The sequence below is a fragment of the Williamsia soli genome (genome assembly GCF_017377795.1).
GTDB classification, from domain to species: Bacteria; Actinomycetota; Actinomycetes; order Mycobacteriales; family Mycobacteriaceae; genus Williamsia; species Williamsia soli.
Window position 1 is genome coordinate 807,112 of sequence record NZ_JAFRDR010000002.1, and the last position, 19,806, is coordinate 826,917.

The window sequence follows — 19,806 nt, forward strand, 5'->3', positions numbered from 1 at the left end:
CGGCAGACGCTCATTCGCCGGCGCCGTAATGGCCCGTCACCGACAACCGTGCGTCACCATCGAGCAGCATGGCCGCTTCCTGATCGCCCTCGTAGGCGCTGTCGTCGAACCGGCGGTTCGGCGGCCGCTGATACGCCGGCTTGCCGCCGAACATGGCCTCGAGCAGACGTTGCTGTCCCAGTCGTGACCGTTCGGCCGCAGCCGCCCGGTACTGCTCACGTTGCGCCGGATCCAGGGCTGCGACAAAGGCTTCCGGATGGACCACCGCGATGAGACCGGATACGTGCCCGAACCCGAGGCTGGTCAGCAGACCGGCCTTGAGCGCGAACCGCTGTCCGAAACGCAACGGGGCGGTCGGCCAGACGAGGTGCTTGTATTCCTCCATCGCCTCGTCGACACAGTCCAGGCTGCGGTTCGGCGGGATGACCCCGTCGCGCAGAACCTGGCACAGCCCGATGAGCTGGAAGGCCGCGGCACCGCCCTTGGCGTGCCCGGTGAGCGACTTTTGTGACACCACGAACAGCGGCGCACCTTCGCTGCGACCGAGAGCCTCGGCAAGGCGCTCATGCAGATTTGCCTCGTTGGGATCGTTCGCCTTCGTGGAGGTGTCGTGCTTGGACACCAACGCCACATCGTCAGGGCTCACACCCAGTTGACGCAGCGACTTGGCGAAGCCGGAATCCTTCTGTCCGCGAGCCGCTCCCAGAGCACCGATACCGGGCGCCGGGATGGAGGTGTGGACACCGTCACCGAAGCTCTGCGCCCAGCCGACCACACCGAGCACGGGCAGACCCATCTCGGCCGCGACATCACCTCGGGCGAGCAGGATCGTGCCACCGCCCTGCGATTCGACGAAGCCGCCGCGACGGCGATCGTTGGCGCGGGAGAAGCGGCGGGCGTCGATACCCTGTGCTTCCATCTTCGCGGACTCCGCGGTGGCGGACATGTCACCGAATCCGACAATGCCCTCGATGCCGAGATCGTCGAAGCCGCCCGCCACCGCGAACAAGGCCTTGCCCAGCTTGATCTTGTCGACGCCCTCTTCCACCGACACGGCGGCGGTGGCGCAGGCGGCGACCGGGTGGATCATTGCACCGTAGCTGCCGATGTACGACTGGACGACATGAGCCGCAACGACGTTCGGCAATGCCTCTTGCAGGATGTCGTTCGCCTTCGCCTCGCCGGTGAAGGTGTCGAGGTAGAGCGAGCGCATGGACGTCATGCCGCCCATACCGGTTCCCTGAGTGTTGGCAACCAGTCCGGGGTGCACCCAGCGCATCAGTTCCGACGGCTCGAAGCCCGAGGCCAGGAACGCGTCCACGGTGGCGATCAGGTTCCACAACGCGACCCGATCCACAGACTCGGCCATGTCGGCCGACACGCCCCAGCGGGTGGGATCGAAGCCGGTCGGGATCTGACCACCGACGGTGCGCGTCAGGTTGAACCGGCGCGGGACGCGAATCTCGGTGCCCGCCAGGCGGGTCACCTGCCACTCGCCGCTCTCGGCGTCGACCTTGATCTTCGTCTTGTCGGGGCTCGACGACTGGAACGCCCTGGCCTCGGTCTCCGACGACACCGTGAAGGTGAGGTCGTCGTCGAGGAACACCGAGGTGAGCAGCGGCGAGGTGTTGTCGATCATGTCGCCGTCATCTGCGTACTTCCGGATGCCGCAACGCTCGACGACCGCATCGTGATAGCGATCGGCGATGTCCGCCTCGGCCACCGGTTCCGACGTCTCAGCGTCGTACCAGCCCGGCTTCGGAGTGGACTCCCAGACGATGAGCCCGGTGCTCCACGCCAATTCGAGGACACCGGCCGCCGACAGTTCGTCCTCGACCTCCATCTCGAATCGGGTACGCGAGCTGCCGTACGGGCCGAGCTCGCCGGCACCGACGATGACGACCAGGTCTTCCGGCCGGGCATCGATCTCGCCCCAGGTCGGAGTAGTCGACTCAGGCGCGCGGGCCGGTGCGGGCAGAGCTGCCAGCGTCGGCTCGTCGTCGGTGTCGTCGTCCTCCGTGCTTGCGACCGCATCGGCCTGGGCCCGCGCCAGTGCCTTCATGTCGAGAGTGGCGTCCGCGAGCCCACCGGTCAGATCCAGCTGGATCGGCTCGGTGCGCGCCTGCTGACGGCTGTCCGGGGTGACGGCCTTGAGCAACTCGGTCGCCATATCGCCCGTCGACCAGGTCTTGACACCCGCGGCCTCGACCGCTTCGACCAATCCGTCGTTGCCGCCCATCAGTCCGGTGCCCGTGACCCAGCCGATGAGGGCATGCGCCAGAGTCACCTTCGAGTTCCAGGAATCCTCAGCGCTCCAACGCTTCACGAGCGCGTCGAGAGCCGCCTTGGCCTCGCCGTAGGCGCCGTCTCCACCGAACATTCCGCGGTTCGGTGAACCCGGGAGCACCACGTGCAGTCGCGCCGCGAGATGGTGATCGGCCGCGATGTCGCCGAGACCGGCTGTCAGCCGCTCCACCGACCACAGGAGCACCTTCATCTCCAGTTCGGCGCGAGCGCCGGCGTCGGTGAGGTCACCGGCAACCCGCGGCGCGGCGAACGGGAACAGCAGGGTCGGTTTGAGAGCCGGCTTGACGACTCCGGTCTTGCCACCGAGGTTCTCGGTCTGCTCGCTACCGATCCACTCGATCAGCTCGTCGACATCGGTGTAGGACGACAGGTTCGCCGGGACGACCCAGAGCGCCGCGTCGCCGCGAGCACTGCGTCGGTACAGCGCCTTGAAGAACGCCAGCCGTGTGTCATCGAGTCGCGAGGTGGTGGCCACCACTGTCGCCCCGCCTGCCAGCAACTGCTCGACCACCGCGGCGGCGATCGAACCCTTGCTCGCGCCGGTCACGACAGCAATGTCCTCGGCATAGGTCGCGGGCTGCGGATCCTGTGCGGCATGGGCGATCTGGGCGTAGACCCGGGCATGCACCCGGTGTCCGTTCGCCAGAGCTTTGCCCTGCCACCATGAAGCCTGGTGGCACACCGTCTCGCCGGCGCCGATGAAGCGCGCGCTGATGTCGTAGAAATCGTTGTCCACGACGTGCTCGTCCTCGAGCCAGACCCGCGCGAGATCCTCGCGGGCACTGGCCCACCGGTCGTCGATCAGCACCGCCCGGCGCTCGTCGAATGCCGGTGCGACGACCCTGAGCCAATCCGAACCGAGTTCGGCGCTGACGCGTTCGAGGACGGCGGTGTTGTCTTCGGCCGGGGCGCCGACTTCCTGCTCGTCGGCCAGACCCAGCTTGGTCAGGATCGTCTGTGCAGCGGAGGCCAGGGCGCCCGAGCGACCGATGAACTGCTCTGTCAACTCTCCGAGGGCCGCGGCGTCGACGGTGCCGCCACCGCCGCCTCCCCCGACCGCCGGCTTCGACACCGAGATGCCCTTGTTGGAACCGACCTTCGAGACCGCAGCGTCGATCAACGCGTCGATCGCGTCGGTGTTGGCCGGGGCAGCGGAGATCAGATCGCCCAGGTCGCCGCCGCGAACACTCACGCCGTCGCGGCTGCCGAGGGCGACCGCGAGGCTGGTGTGCAGCGCCCAGCCGGGACCGAGCTGCCAGACCGAGGTGACCCGGTCCTCGATGTACGACGCCCGCTTGTTGATCGGTCCGAAGACCTTGCGGATCTGGTCGCCGATCGCATCGGTCAGCACCGAGCCGAACGGCTTGTAGCCGCGGGCGAGTGCGTTCACGGTCGACGCGAGCGCAGGCATCTCGGCCTCCGCGGCGCCGTCGATGGCGCCGAGACCCAATTCGCCGCCGATGTCGAGCAGCAGCTGATTGCGCCGCGACGACACGCCGTCGCACAGTGCCTCGATCGTGTCGGCCGTTCCGATCTGATCGATGCGGATCTTGGTCCACAGCGCGATCACCGCGTCCACCGCGTCGGCCGGGGTGAAGGAGATGTCATCGGGACGTGGACCCGAATCGACAGGCGCAGCGACCGGAGCCGGTGCAGCGGTGGCGGTTTCGGTGGCCGGGGAGGCCTCTGCCGCTGGGGCCTCGCCGGTCGCCTCGTCCTCGTCCACATCGGGCGCGGTGTCCTTGGCCAGGATGACGTCGGAATCGCGCTCGATGTTGAGGACCTGCACAGCGGACTGCGCGTAGTCGTCGAGCTTGAGGGTGTTACCCGCCAGACCGCTGAGCGTCGGAGCCGACTTGACGCCGACCTCCACGAAACGTTCGATGCCCGCGCCGCCGCGTTCGGCGGGCGTGAACAGCAGGTCCTGCGTCTCGATCCAGCGAACCGGGCTGGCGAACTGCCAGGCCAGCAGCTCGACCAGGATCACCCTGGTCAGCTCACCGGGCTTGGCGCTCCACGCATCCCAATCGGCGAGCACCTCGTTCAGCGGATCGGACGGTACGAGATCGGCGATCTCCTGGACGAAATCACGGCCGAGGTTGAACATCCGGGGCACCAGGTTGGGAACGTAACGTCCCACCAGGATCTCGGGGTCGATGTGCTCGGGAAGCAGGTCCTGTAGACGGGTGCGGAAATCAGGCACTCCGGCGCGCAGCACCGTGGAGTGGAACGGCACGTCGATGCCGGGCACCACGATGAACGAGCGTTTGCCGCCCGTCTTCGCCCGCAAGATCTCGATCTCGGCCTCGAGGGCTTCGAGACCCTTGACCGTGCCGGCGATCGCGTACTGCGAGCCCAGCAGGTTCAGGTTGACGACCTCGACGAACTCACCGGTCCGCTCGCCGATTCCGGCGACGAAATCAGTGACGTCCTCATCGGCCAGACCGAACTGGCTCGGCCGAATGGCAGCCATCTGGTAATCGCTGCGACCCTTGGCATCTCGCGGCACCAGGTGATGCATGGCCTCACCGCGCTGGAACACGACCTCGAGAACGGCCTCCAGCGGGAGAACCCCCGCACACGCGGCCAGCGCGTTGTACTCGCCCACCGAGTGTCCACAGGTGATCGCACCTTCGACGAAGGCCCCGGATTCCTTGAGCTCCGCGATCTGCGCGACGCCCAGGGTCGCCATCGCGACCTGGGTGAACTGGGTGAGGAACAGGACGCCGTCCGGGTGCTGGTAGGTGGTACCCCCGGCCGACAGCGTGGTCGGATTGTCCCGCACCACGGCCAGGATCGAGAAGCCCAGTGCATCGCGGGTGTGCTTGTCCGCTCGATCCCAGATCTTGCGGGCGGCCTTCGAGCGCGAGCGGGCGTCGAGACCCATGCCCTTGCTCTGGATGCCCTGGCCGGGGAAGGCATAGACGGTCTTCGCCGGGGCCAGCAGGCCGGTGGCGTTCATGACCAACAGGTCACCCACCTTGGCGCTGACCTCGATGACGTCGCGGCCGGCATCCATGCCGACGCGGTCGACGCGGACGATGATCTCGTCTCCCGGACGGACCATCCCCAGGAAGCGGGCGGTCCAGCCGGTCAATGCGCGCGGCACCGGGACGGGGTTCTTCGCGTCGGTGGCGGTCGCCACGTGCTGCGCGGCCGCCGAGAGCCACATTCCGTGGGCGATGGGACTGCCCAGACCTGCCATCTTCGCAGCCGACAGATCGGTGTGAATGGGGTTGTGGTCACCGGAAACCAGTGCGAACCCGTTCATCCGCGACGGCGCCGTGATGGTCGCCTGGCGGATCTTCTTACGGGTGGCTTCGCCGGTGCGAGCGCTCAGCGCACCGCCCGCCCGCTTCGGATCGCTCAATTCGCCACTGCCGGTGCGTCCGCGAACCGCGAATCGCTCGGTCATGGTGGCGACCTCGCGGTCTCCTTCTGCGATGCTCACATCGACTGTGACGACCCGACCGAGGTCGGTGTCGGTCACATCGGACAACGCGGCGGTGACGGTGAACTCGGCCTGTGTGCGGGGCAGCTCGGCCAACGTCGTCGCCACGTGATCGAGGTGGACCAGGTCGAGCAGACCTTCCACGACAGGCGCGCCATCAGTGGTGGTTGCCGCACCGATCACGCTGAACACAGCGGGCCAGCACAGGCCGACCAGCGTGTCCGGGTTGGCGAAACCGGTGACGCCTTGGGGAATCGAGGCACTGAGATGCTCAGGCAGGGTGTAGGCGGTGACGGCCGCGTGGTCGGCGACGAGGTCGGGGTCCCAGGTGGCGGTGCGCGTTGCGCTGCCATCGGTCACCTCTGCGAGCGAGCCGCCTGCGGCGACGGCCAGGAGCTGCCGCATGGCACCGGCCGCGGCATCGACGGTCACCGTGGGTGCTCCGCCGTCGAAGATCGAGTTGTCGACGATCATCGGGATCGAGACCGTGGCCTTGCCGATCGGAACGCTCAGCAGCACACCGTCTTCGGTGCGCTCCAGCACGGCGCCGGTCGGCTCGTGTTCGCCTCGGTCGGTGGACGGGAACTCCCACGCATCGCGATCCCCCAGCTGCGCAATCGGGTTCGGCACGAGCCGGCCCGACCACTGGACGCTGAGAGCCTCGATCGCGCTGCCGAGGACACCGTCGACATCAACCAGTCCGGCGCGCAGCCGGGCGCTGATCGCAAAAGGCTCGGAACCGATTCCGTGGAGATCGGTGACGACCTGTGCTTCGAAACGGTCGAGCAGTTCGCCCACCGGCTCGTCGACGCGGGTGATGCCGGCAACGGCAACGGGGCCCGGGATGATGCAGACCTCGTCGGCGCCATAGCGAGCATCGTGTGCCTGCCACAGCGAGTCGCTGCGCCACCAGCGCCGCACGTCCTTGTCGATGACGGGCACGAAGTTGACGGGCTTGCCTGGCGTACGGCAGAGCTCGAGGAAGAAGAGCAGGTCGGCCGGGTGCAGCACATCGGTGTCCGCAGCCGGGTACACAGCGACGAGCGCGTCGATGGCAGCACCGGGATTGTCGGTGGCCGCGGTGTGCCCGAACAGCGTCGGGATCTGGCCGCGATCGGCAACGTTCAAGCGGGCCTCGGCGCGCTGCAGCATCTCGATGAAGCGCTGACGCCAGGTGATGTCGACCCAGGTGTCGGGTCCGGTGGCCTCCCCGACGGCGAGCTCGACGTAACGGTCGAGCCACTGGCGGTAGGTCATCTGCGCCACATCGCCGAAGTGCGGCTTCGCAGTGCCGCTCAGGGCCTCGATGATCTCGTCCCTGCGCTCGGCCACGGCGTCCTCGTCGCCGGCCACCTCATCGAGCAGGCGGCCACAACGCGATGCCGCGTTGTCGACCTCGTGGATGTCGGCGCCGAGTTGGCTTCGACCCGAGGCCATTCCGGCGGTGGCGTAGCCGGCGCCGATCCACTCGTCGCAACCCGGGGTGTTGACGAGCAGTTCCTTGACCGCGGGTGAGGTGGTTGCTTCCTTGGTGGCCATCGCGGCCGTACCCACCAGGATGCCGTCGAGCGGCATCAGGGGGTAGTCGTGTGCCGCGGACCAGACGCCGGTGAGGTATTCGCTGGCGCGCTCGGCGGTACCGATGCCGCCGCCGACGCAGATGACGACGTTGGGCCGCGCCCGCAGCTCGGCGTAGGTCGCCAGTAGCAGCGAATCGAGGTCCTCCCAGGAGTGGTGTCCACCCGCGCGGCCACCCTCGATCTGGACGATCACAGGGTAGTGAGGAACCTCGGCGGCGATCCGGATCACCGAACGGATTTGACCGATGGTGCCGGGCTTGAACGAGACGTAGGGAATCTGCGCCTCGGCGAGCTCGGAGACGAGGGCAACCGCCTCGTCGAGCTCAGGGATTCCTGCCGAGACGATGACACCGTCGATGGGGGCGCCGTTCGCGCGCGCCTTCTGCACCAGACGCTTGCCACCGATCTGCAGTTTCCACAGGTAAGGGTCGAGGAACAGCGTGTTGAACTGCGCCTGGCGACCGGGCTCGAGCAGCTCGGTCAGTTTGGCGATGTTGTCGGCGAAGATCGCCTCGGTCACCTGACCACCGCCGGCGAGCTCGGCCCAGTGGCCTGCGTTCGCGGCGGCCGCGACGATGGCGGGGTCGACGGTGGTCGGAGTCATGCCGGCGAGCAGCATCGGGGACCGCCCGGTCAACCGGGTGAACGAGGTCTCCACGACCTGGCGTCCGTCTGGTAGTTCGACGATGCGCGGGCTGTAGCTGCTCCACGGACGCTGGACGTCGGGGATACCGCCGGGGGCGAACAGGTTGCGCTGTCCGCCGCGCTGGCTCACCGAGATGAGTCCGACACCCTGGCCGCGAACCACGGGAACGCTGAGACGGGTGGCGACATCGCCGGGGCCCAGGTCGAGGATCCACTTGGCGCCGGCACTCACGACGTCGTCGAGTGCGTCCACCCAGTCGACGCGGTCGACGAGCACGGCTGCGGCCAGGCGGCGTGCCGCCACCGGATCGATGTCGCAGGCCTGTGCCCACTCGGCGACCAGGTCGGCCGCGGCGTCGAGCGCAGGGTGATGGAAGGCGATGGACACCGCGAGGGGGTCGAAGACAGGCGCGAAGGCGGAACCACCGGTGGTCTTCTTCTTGCGCTCGGCTGCCTCGGCCTCGGCGATGGTCTCGCACTGGGCGACGAACGCGGCGAGGTGGCGGGGAGCGCCCGACAGCACCACTGAGCGGCGACCGTTGAGGATGGAGAGGACGGGGGCCGACTCGCGGTCGCCGTCGCGCAGCGACCGGGCATAGTCGTCGACCAGTGTCTGGATCCGGGCCGGGTCGACGTTCGCGATCGACAGCATCGGACTCCCGGCGGCTTCGGCGGTCAAACCGCGCCGACGAGCCACCAATGCGCCTGCGGCGCCGATCAGATGCGCGACGGCCAGCAGCGCTCCGTCACCCAGTCCACTCTCGATGGTGGCGGCTTTGATCGCTTCAGTGGCGAGAACGCCCTGCGAGTGTCCGATGGCGGCGACGGGAGGCATCGCGGCGAGGTCGAGACCCTGCTTGCGCATGGCGCTCACCGCAGCCAACTGGGCGAGCAGGATGCCCGGCACGGAGACGGGGGCGGCAGCCAGCGCGGAGTCGGCCGGAGTGACCTCTTCGGCGTTGTAGGCGCGCACCCAGCTCAACGGATGGAATCCGTCGGGGCGCACTGCGGACAAGCGGTCGGCCACCGGCTCGATGAGCCGCTCGGCGGCTTCGACGATCTTGGCAGTGCTGCGATCGAGATCGGCGTCGATGACCAACTCGGCGAGAACGGGCAGCCAGGGGCCACCCTGTCCACCGAAGCTCACTGCGTACGACTCACCATCCCGCAGCCAGTCGATCAGGGATCCATCGGGCCGGGTGGCCCAAGCAGAGTTTTCTTCGGATCCGGTGCGGAACTGATGAATGGTCACGAGGCTCCCTCATGTAGCTGGTTGCGTGTGTTTTCTGCGGATGTGAGGACCGCGCTGTCTGTGGGCGGCGCAGCCCGGAGATTTCCACCCGCTGGTGGACCGAGCGACTCGCGTTGCGAATCCCTATGCAGCCCACTACGTTTCATCTCGACCGACAGGCATCATTGCCCGCCCCCTCCAGATGCGCTCGAAGACCATGTTGGCACACAAAAATGAGGTTTTCCTCATGTTTCGAAGTGACCCATGGGTATACCCGTCAGTAACATTCGACACCGGGGCACTAGCGATAATTAGAATTATGCGAGTAATAGTTCAACAAGCAGTTCACACCGCCCGAACGAGCGCTCACCTGGGAAAACGACGGGCTGTCGGCACCGTTATGCAATCGTGACAAACTAATTTGTCACTCCCGATGAGCGGGCTGTCCAAAGAAGCGCCACTAGGGTGGATGTATGAGTGACTGCGTCTTCTGCGCGATCGTTGCCAGAACCTCTCCCGCCCACGTCGTCTACGAGGACGACGACGTTCTCGGGTTTCTCGACATCCGTCCGGTACGACCTGGCCACACGTTGCTGATCCCCAAGCGTCACGCCACAAATCTCGCTGAACTCAGCCCCGATCAGGGCGGCAAACTGTTCCAGGCCGGCCAGCGCGTCGCCGCCGCCCAACGTGCATCAGCGATCGCCGCGGACGGTGTCAACCTGCTCGTCAACGATGGCCGCGCAGCGTTCCAGACCGTCTTCCATTCGCATCTGCACGTGGTGCCGCGACACGACGGGGACAAGCTAATCCTCGCCAAGAGTTTGCTCATCAGGCGCGACAACGACCTGCCGGGTACGGCCGAGATCCTGCGTTCCGAGCTGCAGGGATCCTGACGCCCATGGGCGCCACACACCTCGATCCGGCCGTCGCCGCGCTGGTCCGCGGGGCGCACTGGGTGACCGTGTGTTCGGGTGCGGGCATGTCGGCAGAGAGCAATGTCCCCACCTTCCGCGACGCCGAGACCGGACTGTGGGAGCGCTTCGACCCCACCGAGCTCGCAACGCCCGAGGCGTGGTCTGCCGACCCCGCGCTCGTCTGGGCCTGGTACCAGTGGCGCGCCCGACTCGTCCGCGGCGCTGAACCGAACGCGGGCCATCGCGCACTGGCGCAGTGGGCGCGGCGGCGAACCCTGATGGTCGTCACCCAGAATGTCGATGATCTCCACGAGCGTGCGGGCAGCACCGTGACCGCACACCTGCACGGCAGTCTCTTCGCGCCGCGCTGTTCCAACTGCGGGACCCCCTACGACGGCACCGATGCCGACCCGGATGCAGCGACCGAGACCCTGCGCGTCGAACCGCCTACCTGCCCGCGGTGCCTCTCCCCTGTCCGGCCGGGTGTGGTGTGGTTCGGCGAACCGCTACCACAGGATGCGTGGGACCGGGCCGCCGATGCCGCGGCCGGATGCGACCTGTTGATCGTCGTGGGGACGTCCGGGCTGGTGTATCCGGCCGCCTCACTTCCGGAACGGGCTCTGGCCGCAGGCATTCCGGTGATCGAGATCAACCCGGACCCGACACCTCTGAGTTCATCGGTCACACACTTCCTGCAGACCACCGCAGGTCAAGGCCTGCCGGCCTTGCTCGAGCACGTTCGAGCGGCCGACGACTGAGCGCCTGACAAATGAGCACCGGTCGGGTCGCAACCACCCCCTCGACCGTGCCCTTGTCGCCATCGAGCGTGCCCTTGTCGCCGTCGAGCGTGCCTTAAAGGCGCTCGACCGTGCCAGTACTCGCATCGACTGTGCCGAAAGCTCTGGTCTGCGTGGGGTATAGACACGCTCGACGGCCAGTTCGGCACGCTCGACGAGTGTTTCGGATTGGTCGGCGGCTAGTTCGGCACAGTCGACGGGTGTTTCGGATCGGTCGGAGGTCTAGTCTCCGCCGGCCAGCGCGAGAGGCTGCCAGGGCTCGACATCTGACGGGCCCGACAGCTTTGATGACACCGAATTCGGTGAGACGCCCCGTCTTTCGAGTTCATCCCACAGTCCGCGCATCGCGAGTTCTGGATCGAGTAGATACTCCGACTCGCGCACTCGCCAGAAACGCCAACCGCAGCGGCGTAATTCGCGTTCGCGCTCCATGTCGGCTCGCGCTTGTTCAGGCGTGCTGGTGAACTCGTCTCCGTCGCATTCGACGGCGAGCCTGGCGTCGCTACCGGTGACGACCAGGTCGATGACGCGGTTGTTGACGACCACCTTCGGATTCACATAGAAACCACGCTCGGCCAAATCGACGAAGATCTGCTGCTCGAACAGCGAGTCGAATGGTTCGTTGCGCGAGGTGGTCGTGATACCGACAGGCATCGGATCGACCAGCGCACCTTCGGTTTTCTGCATGTAGGTCAAGAGCGAGTACCGCAGATCGTTCGCCTTGAGGTCAGCGGCCTCGACCGAATGGACCAACCAGAGCTGCTCCATCGCGCGGGAGGCCGCCACGTTGATACGGCGCTGGGATTCACTGCGGGTCAGCGCATTCACGTTGGTCTCTGGGCACACAACCATCGACAGGAAGATGACGTGCCTCTCGTCGCCCTGGAAGTCGGGCGGAGTGCCCACGCGAAGCGCCCGCACGCGCCAGGTCTCGGGATCGATTGCATCGCGTAGCGACTGGCTCACGAGGTCGACCTGGCGCTGTCCCTGCAGCACCACGACGCCGAAGGACATTCCCGCATACCGCGGGTCGGCGTCGGCCTCCTTCAGGAGCTGCACCAATACGGCGGCTTCGTCCGGATTCACGAGCGATGAGTTCGACCCGGAACTCCTGGCCCCTTCGATATGTCGGGTCTGCAACGGTGGCAACCGATCTGCACCGAATTGTCGCACCGGGATCAGCGGGGAGTCGGGATAGAACTGCCGACTGGAGAACTCGATGATCTCGGGCATCGACCGGAAATGCTCGCGGAGCCGCACCACGTGTCCGAATCGGGTACGCAACATCGAGAACAGGCTCGAACGCGGTGTGAGGCTGTCCCGCATGTACTGCGGGATGTCGAACAGGTAGGTGTCGAGTTTGGTGAAGACCTCGTCCATGCCCGATCCCCCGAAACCTCCCGGAGCACACTGCCGATCGTCTCCGACGACGATCACACGGGGGGCAAGCCACAGCAGGAACAGACTGGAGATATCGGCTTGGCTGGCCTCGTCCACGATCACCACATCGAACGAATTCTGCTGGGGTGCAACAGAGCTGAGCACCTGTGAGATCGGCATGATCCACGCGGGTACCGCGGTCTGTGCTTGTGCCATCGCAGACCGCGCGGCGAGCCTGAAGCGCTCCGCGTGCTTTCCCGAACCCTTACCGATGTTCGTGATGTGATCTCTGTACGACTGCAGAGCCTGGACCTGGCTGACCGTCATGTGCTCGAGGCACTCGCGCCACGCGCAGGCGGCCGCCAGCCGCGCTGTGAAGTGCGCGATATCGGCTTCGACCTCGTCGAGATCCGCTTCGAGCCTCATTTCACGTTCGGGGTCGCTGCGGTCCTGCGCCCACTGATAGGCCCGGCGCCACGACCACGCGGCATCCATGTCAGTGAGACGGTCATCCCAGATGGCCTCACTCGAGGTCTCGATCAGCAGTTTGACGAGGTTGGGGGCCTTCTGCTTCAGGCGCAGCTCGAGCAGGTCCAGTGCTCCCTGACTCTCGCGCTCGATGCGGGCGGAGTTGAAGGCGCGGCGGGTCTCGAGGATTGCGTCGGGGTCGGCGGCACGCACTGCCGCGAGCAGTGCATCGCCCTCGCGCGACGGGCCCTTCTCGATCTCCGCCGACAACACGCGTGCAATGTCATCGAGTTCGCGGCGAGCCAACGTGCCGTCGTTCGCCGCTGCGATGGCACCTGCCTGCCGCGCCACCTCCTCGACCTCATCGATGCTCTTAGGACGGGGGCCACCTGGACTGATCGAGTTCAGCTCGCGCACCAATTGGTCTCGGCCGGTGAGCAATTCGGACACCCAGGCGAGTTGTCCGTCGAGCCGAACGAGACGTCCGAGCTGCACCGAACGAGTTCCGCTGGTGTCCATCGGAACGTTGACCTCGGCGAGGATCGACTGCACCCGGGCCACCGCGTCGAGCACCCCGAGGTGGTCGGCGACGAGCCTCAGCGACGGAGCATCAGTCGGCACACGACCATCGACCGTGTAGGACGCTCCCAGGTCCTCGACAGCTTTCTGCTGGGGGGCTTTCCGGAATCGACCGCGCCACACGCCACCCGATTCCAGGTACTCCGCGGCCTGTTCGAACAACACCGAATCGCCCGTGGCCGCACCGTCAACTTCGACGGTGTGTGTCCCGATGCGCTTGTCCCGCTCGGTCGCATCATCGATGACCTCCGACAATGCCGTCACGCGATTCCACAGATACGAAGCCTCGCCGGAGAGCAGACGCTGCGCCATCTGCTGTAGGTGTGGGGGGAATGTCCGGACTTCGCGTACCGCTGCACCGAGACGATCGCACCTGGTCTTGACCCGCAGCAGTCGCGCACTGTCCACATCGGCGAGAATCGCGAGAAGCGAACCGCTGCCGACCATGCCTTCAGAGGGGCGCTCTTGCACCCGCTTACAGATCTGCTCGAGTTCCACGGTGCCCGGCAGCACATCGTCCAGAGGGGGCAGATGCTGAGCCAATCGATCAGACCATCCGTCGCCCCGCGCACGCAGCAGTTCGAGGAGCCGCTCGAACTCTGCGGGCTCCAGTGCCGGCAGCGCACTGCTCAACGGTCCTGGAAGCCAGTCATGCTGCTCAGCAACCTCGTTGCACTGGCGCACGATGTGGGCTGCGGTTCCGCTGTACCCGGCCGCGACCCACTCGTGCTTCTCTGTTTCCGACTCCCGGAGCTGCCAGATCTCTCGCAGGATCTGTTCGCGCTTCGCGCGTGCCTGATCACGCTTGGACCGCAGGTTCTTGATCTCGCTGGTCGCAACTCGCGACTGGAAGCTGCCCTTACGGGTGGCGATCGCCTCCACGCTGTCGATCAGCGACTGGGAACCGTCCTTGGTCACATCGGTGATCGAGACCGCCAGTTCCTGGAGTTCGACGGGAAGCTTGTCTCGGAGTACGTGTAGGGCCTGAGCCTTTTCCGAGACGACCAGCACCCGCTGCCCCTTGGCCAGGAGAGCAGACATGAGGTTCGCGATCGTGTGGGTCTTGCCGGTTCCTGGCGGACCTTCGACGACGACCCCGCTGTCGAGGCCGAGTTGCGCGAGGATGTCGCGCTGTTCGACGTTCGACGGCAACGGGTAGAGCGCGTCTTCGACGAGTTCGGCCGCGGACATCGCGCCGGCCTCGCGCAGCCGATCGACCCGCTCGGACGCTTCGACGGGCTCGACCAGTTGCGCAAGGCCGATCGGGATGTCGTTGGATTCATCCCGAACCGTGGCCATCATGGCCTCGTAGTAATCGAGCAGCGGCGCCGAGCCGCGACGACGCAGGACGAGGGCAGGCGCCAAGTCCACCGTCACGGAGGCAGGGTCGTCGACGACCGCGCGTCGCCACTTGGTGAAGAATTTCTCGACCGATTCCGCGATCGGCGAGCGCGTGGTGCCGAGGGTGTCCGAGAGCGCTGTCGCCGCCGCTAGATCGAACCCGTCGAGGCCCGTGAGCAGATGGCCTGCGTGCAGTTCCGGTTGGGACCCTCCGGCGAGCCTGACGCTGATGACGCCGGTCGCATGGTCATGGTCGGCGATGACCGGCTGGGTCAGGAGGTGCTCGCGGATGGTCGTGGGCCCATGCGCCGTCAGCAGCCCCGACGCAACCACGAGCTCCAGCGATTCGGGACGCTCTGCCAAGTCGTCGATGGCCTGGGCCAGCAGGTCGTACGCGGTGTTCTGCAGAGCATTGCTGCGGGACAGTTCAGTGATCACCTGACCCACCGCTGCATCGCGATCGATCGGGATGTCGTAATCAGGCCCCAGCCAGACCACTCCGGCGTGATCCGAGACGTCCCGGATGACCGAGGATTTGGCCCGAACCAGCTCATGCAGGAACTGCAACAGGCGCAGTACCCTGCCGCGCCGGTCTTCGCCGGGCACAGAATCGGTCATCATGTCCTCGAGTTAAGCCTCAGGTTGATACTCACTAACCCAGAACGCTACCCGCTGCAGCGACCGTCTTCACGAGATGGCCGCCGAATGTCGGACTCGACTTCCCTACGTTCGCGCCGTTCTTCCCTCAGGCAGTTGTCGCGGAGCGCAAGGCGCGGAACCCGCCGTCGACATAGTGCACGTTGGTGTAGCCCAACGCGGCGATCCGCTGGGCGATCTGGGGTGCCTGAGAACTCACCGATACAACCGCGATCTCGGTGTCCAGGTCGTCGATCACAGGAATGCGACGCTTCGAAGACGGGTCGAACGCTGCGAGGAGTTCGTGGGGTTCGACCACCACCGCTCCGGGCAGACTGCCCTGGTGCCGGACGACCTGAGGTCGCATGTCGACCACGATTGCATCTCCGCGATCGCGATGCTCGGCACATTCTTGCGCCGAGATCGGATCAGCCATCATTACTGGACTCATCACCGTTCCTCTTACCTGCAGCTTGTGTGCGCTCTCAGTATGTCGTTCGCCACACCCGAATTGTTACGGGAGGATGACGCCGACTCTAATTTCGCACCACGAGAATCACGCCGCGGGCGATACTACCGATCGTCCTGGATGTTATCCACCCGGTGATCTCACAGCTCACAGCAGGTGATAAAGAGGAGTGATCTGGCCAGTTCGGACCCTATGGGCGGGCCCGGCCTGCAACTTTCTGTGACCCGCGGCGCTCGCGTCCGTACGACTTCCCGCCGCCGGCGCCCTTGTTGCCGTAAGACGATCGCGAGCGTGGAGCCCCGTCGTCTTTCTTGATGCCGATGGGCACGCCACCGATACGGGTACCACGAAGGCGTGTCAGCGTGTCCCGGTCGAGATTGCGTGGCAACTCGACCAGCGAGTGGTCTGCGCGGATGCTGATGTGGCCGAAATCGCCTCGCGAGAGGCCACCTTCGTTGGCGATCGCACCGACTATCGCGCCAGGGGTCACGTTGTTCTGACGACCGACGGCGAGCCGGTAGGTCGCGAACTCGGTGTCGCCGCCGCGGCCGGAACGCTCGGAACGCTCCTTGCGGTCACGATCCTTGCGCTCGCTCGCAGGCGGATCCGGCGACATCAAGAACCCGCCATCGCGCGTTTCAAGTGCGAGTGCAGCCGCGATGTCGGCCATCGTGACGTCGTTCTCTTGCGCGTAGCCCTCGATCAGCTTCCGGAACATGTCCAGGTGGTCAGAGCCCAGATTCTGGGTGATCGACTCGGCGAACTTCGTCTTGCGCTGGGCGTTCACGTCGTCGACGCTCGGCAGGCCGATCTCGTCGAGCGGTTGGCGTGTCGCCTTCTCGATGGCGCGCAACAGGTGTCGCTCGCGCGGGGACACGAACAGCAGCGCAGTACCGGACCGGCCCGCGCGGCCGGTGCGGCCGATGCGGTGCACGTAGGCCTCTGTGTCGTGCGGGATGTCGTAGTTCAGCACGTGGGAGATGCGATCGACGTCGAGTCCGCGGGCCGCCACGTCGGTGGCGACGAGGATGTCGACCTGACCGTTCTTGAGCTGTGCGATGGTGCGCTCACGCTGAGCCTGGGCGATGTCACCGTTGATGGCCGCCGCTGAGAACCCGCGTGAACGCAACCGTTCTGCGAGATCTTCGGTGGCCTGCTTCGTGCGGACGAAGACGATCATCGCGTCGAACTGCTCGACTTCGAGCACGCGCGTGAGAGCGTCGAGTTTGCGCTGGTGCGAAACCTGCAAGTAGCGCTGCGTGATGTTCGACGCGGTGCCCGTCTTGGCCTTCATGGTGACCTCGACGGGGTCCTTCAGATACTTCTGCGACAACCGACCGATGGTCTTCGGCATCGTCGCAGAGAACAGTGCGACCTGTTTGGTGTCCGGAGTGTCCTTGAGGATTCGTTCGACGTCCTCGGCGAAGCCCATGTTGAGCATCTCGTCGGCCTCGTCCAGCACGAGGTAGTCGAGCTCGGAGATGTCGAGCGTGCCTTTGTCGAGGTGATCGATCACGCGTCCGGGGGTGCCGACTATGATCTGTGCACCGCGCCGCAACCCTGACAACTGGACGGTGTAGCTCTGGCCGCCGTAGATCGGCAGCACCTTCACGCCGGGCAGGTGTGCTGAGTACCGGCCGAACGCTTCGGCGACCTGCAGCGCGAGCTCACGGGTCGGCGCGAGGATCAGCGCCTTGGGCTTACGGGCGGACGCATCGATTCCCGACAGGATGGGAACGGCGAACGCCGCGGTCTTACCCGTTCCGGTCTGCGCAAGACCGACGACGTCACGGCCCTCGAGGAGCGGCGGAATCGTCGCTGCCTGGATCGGTGACGGGGTCTCGTAGCCCACGTCTGTAAGCGCTTGGAGTACCCGGGCATCCATCCCGAGGTCTGCAAACGTGATGGTTTCTTCACTCGCAGCGGCCGCATCACTCACGGCGGCCGCATCAATACTGTCGGTCATTACTGTCCACTGTAGCCGTGAACAGCCCGAATCCGTTATTCGCAGCGTAGGGTGCCGCGGTCGGCCGTAGTGGCTTCGCAGGTCCCTTACTGACGAGTAATGACAAAAGGTAATCTATCGCACAGTTGCCGGTGTCCGATTTGGTCAGTCACCGGTTCTCCGCATTCCATGCCGCAGGAGGCCTACGTGCAAGAGATCACCGTCCCGTCCGACTTCGTTGTGCCGGACAAGGCATCCATCGTCGATTCGATGTTGCGGCACCGCGAGGAATCACCGACCAAGGCGCTGTTCAAGCGGCGCACCGATGACGGCGCCTGGGCCGACATCAGCACCAAGGAGTTCGCCGACCTCGTCGACGCGGTGGCCAAGGGCTTCATCGCCTCCGGTATCGGCCCCGGGGACCGGGTGTCGATCCTGAGCGCCACCCGTTACGAGTGGACCGTGATCGACTACGCCGTGTGGCGTGCCGGCGGCACCACGGTCGCCATCTACGAGACCTCGTCCTCGTCGCAGGTCCAGTACATCGTCGACAATTCGGAGACCTCACTCCTCGTGGTCGAGACCGAGGGCCAGAAGTCGGAGCACTCGCCTGCCCTCGCCGAGGCGGCGAGCCTGAAGGAGACGCTGGTCATCGATTCGGGTGCGATCGACGAACTGAAGAAGCGCGGCGAGACGATCGACGACGCGGAGCTGGACCAACGACATGCGAACACGCTGTCGAGCGACATCGCGACCCTCGTCTACACCTCCGGGACCACGGGTAAGCCCAAGGGCGTTGCGCTGACCCACGCCAACTTCCTGCACGAGTGCCACGCGGTGCGGGTGACGCTGGGCGACCTGATGTCCGAGGGCAGCTCCACCCTGCTGTTCCTGCCCCTGGCCCACGTCTTCGCGCGCATCATCTCCGTCGCGTCGATCGTGCACCTGGTGCAACTCGGCCACACCACTGTCGGCCCGACGCTCATGGATGATCTCGCCGCCTTCAAGCCCAGCTATCTGCTGTCTGTGCCGCGCGTGTTCGAGAAGGTCTACAACAGCGCCAAGCAGAAGGCCGAAGACGGCGGTAAGGGCAAGATCTTCGGCAAGGCCGCCGATACCGCGATCGAGTACTCCAAGGCTCTCGAGACCCCGTCCGGCCCAGGGCTCGCACTCAAGCTCAAGCACAAGCTGTTCGACGCCCTCGTCTACTCCAAGCTGCGCGCCGCGCTCGGTGGCGAGTGCACCAGCGCGGTGTCCGGTGGCGCAGCGCTCGGCGCTCGGCTCGGGCACTTCTTCCGCGGGATCGGGATCCCGATCTACGAGGGCTACGGCCTCAGCGAGACCACCGCCGCGGTGACCGTGAATGCCGAAGGTGCACAACGCATCGGGACGGTCGGACGGCCCATCTATGGCCAGTCGGTCGCGATCGCCGACGACGGCGAGGTCTTGCTCAAGGGACCGGTCGTGTTCGGTGGTTACTGGAAGAACGAGCAGGCGACTGCCGAAGCCCTCAAGGACGGCTGGTTCCATACCGGCGACATCGGCACGCTCGATGACGGATACCTCTCGATCACCGGACGCAAGAAAGAACTGATCGTCACCGCCGGCGGTAAGAATGTCTCGCCGGCACAGATGGAGGACGCGGTCCGCGCTCATCCACTGGTCAGCCAGGCGTTGGTCGTCGGTGACAACAAGCCGTTCATCGCGGCCCTGATCACCCTCGATCCAGAGGCCCTCCCGGGCTGGCTCGAGCGGCACGAGCTGCCCGCGGACACCTCGATCGCGGATCTGCTCGAGAACAAGGACATCCTCGCCGACATCGACGACGCCGTGAAGACTGCCAACACCCTGGTGTCCAAGGCGGAAGCGATCAAGAAGTTCCGGATCATCGACACCGACTTCACGATCGAGTCCGGAGAATTGACGCCCACGCTCAAGCTCAAGCGCAACGTCATCCACGACTCACATGCCGACGAGATCGAGGGTCTCTACACGAAGTAGACAAGAACCCGAAAGCGACGGGAGGCAGGCCACCGCGGCCTGCCTCCCGTTTCGCATTT

Annotated in this window: 7 protein-coding genes; 3 read left to right on the forward strand and 4 right to left on the reverse strand. The window is 65.8% G+C overall.

Going from position 1 to position 19,806, the window contains the following annotated elements; all coding sequences use genetic code 11:
• Positions 1 to 10: 10 nt before the first annotated feature.
• A complete protein-coding gene (locus J3S28_RS08365; protein ID WP_207839416.1) occupies positions 11 to 9,235 on the reverse strand; it encodes a type I polyketide synthase in 9,225 nt (3,074 codons plus the stop codon).
• A gap of 452 nt (positions 9,236 to 9,687) precedes the next feature.
• Here J3S28_RS08365 and J3S28_RS08370 point away from each other — a divergent pair, with 452 nt between their 5' ends.
• Complete coding sequence (locus J3S28_RS08370; protein WP_207839418.1) at positions 9,688 to 10,110, forward strand: HIT family protein; 423 nt, start codon at positions 9,688 to 9,690, stop codon at positions 10,108 to 10,110.
• Between the two features lie 5 nt (positions 10,111 to 10,115).
• Positions 10,116 to 10,889: an SIR2 family NAD-dependent protein deacylase gene (locus J3S28_RS08375; protein ID WP_207839419.1), complete on the forward strand. Its 774-nt coding sequence runs from the start codon at positions 10,116 to 10,118 to the stop codon at positions 10,887 to 10,889.
• Positions 10,890 to 11,150: 261 nt separating this feature from the next.
• Here the strand turns inward: J3S28_RS08375 and J3S28_RS08380 are convergent, their stop codons facing one another.
• From J3S28_RS08380 to J3S28_RS08390, 3 genes are all read right to left on the reverse strand, one after another.
• Positions 11,151 to 15,314 (reverse strand): PDDEXK-like endonuclease domain-containing protein, encoded by a 4,164-nt coding sequence (locus tag J3S28_RS08380; RefSeq protein WP_207839420.1) that lies wholly within the window; start codon positions 15,312 to 15,314, stop codon positions 11,151 to 11,153.
• Positions 15,315 to 15,441: 127 nt separating this feature from the next.
• Entirely contained in the window at positions 15,442 to 15,783 is a 342-nt protein-coding gene (locus tag J3S28_RS08385) for a rhodanese-like domain-containing protein (protein ID WP_372435960.1), read from the reverse strand.
• 208 nt (positions 15,784 to 15,991) lie between these two features.
• Positions 15,992 to 17,767 (reverse strand): DEAD/DEAH box helicase, encoded by a 1,776-nt coding sequence (locus J3S28_RS08390; protein WP_207839421.1) that lies wholly within the window; start codon positions 17,765 to 17,767, stop codon positions 15,992 to 15,994.
• A 168-nt stretch (positions 17,768 to 17,935) separates the two neighbouring features.
• On the opposite strand from J3S28_RS08390, the gene J3S28_RS08395 reads away from it, so the two are divergent.
• The gene (locus tag J3S28_RS08395) at positions 17,936 to 19,747 is read left to right on the forward strand and encodes an AMP-dependent synthetase/ligase (RefSeq protein ID WP_207839422.1); all 1,812 of its coding nucleotides are present in this window, start codon (positions 17,936 to 17,938) and stop codon (positions 19,745 to 19,747) included.
• Positions 19,748 to 19,806 lie beyond the last annotated feature (59 nt).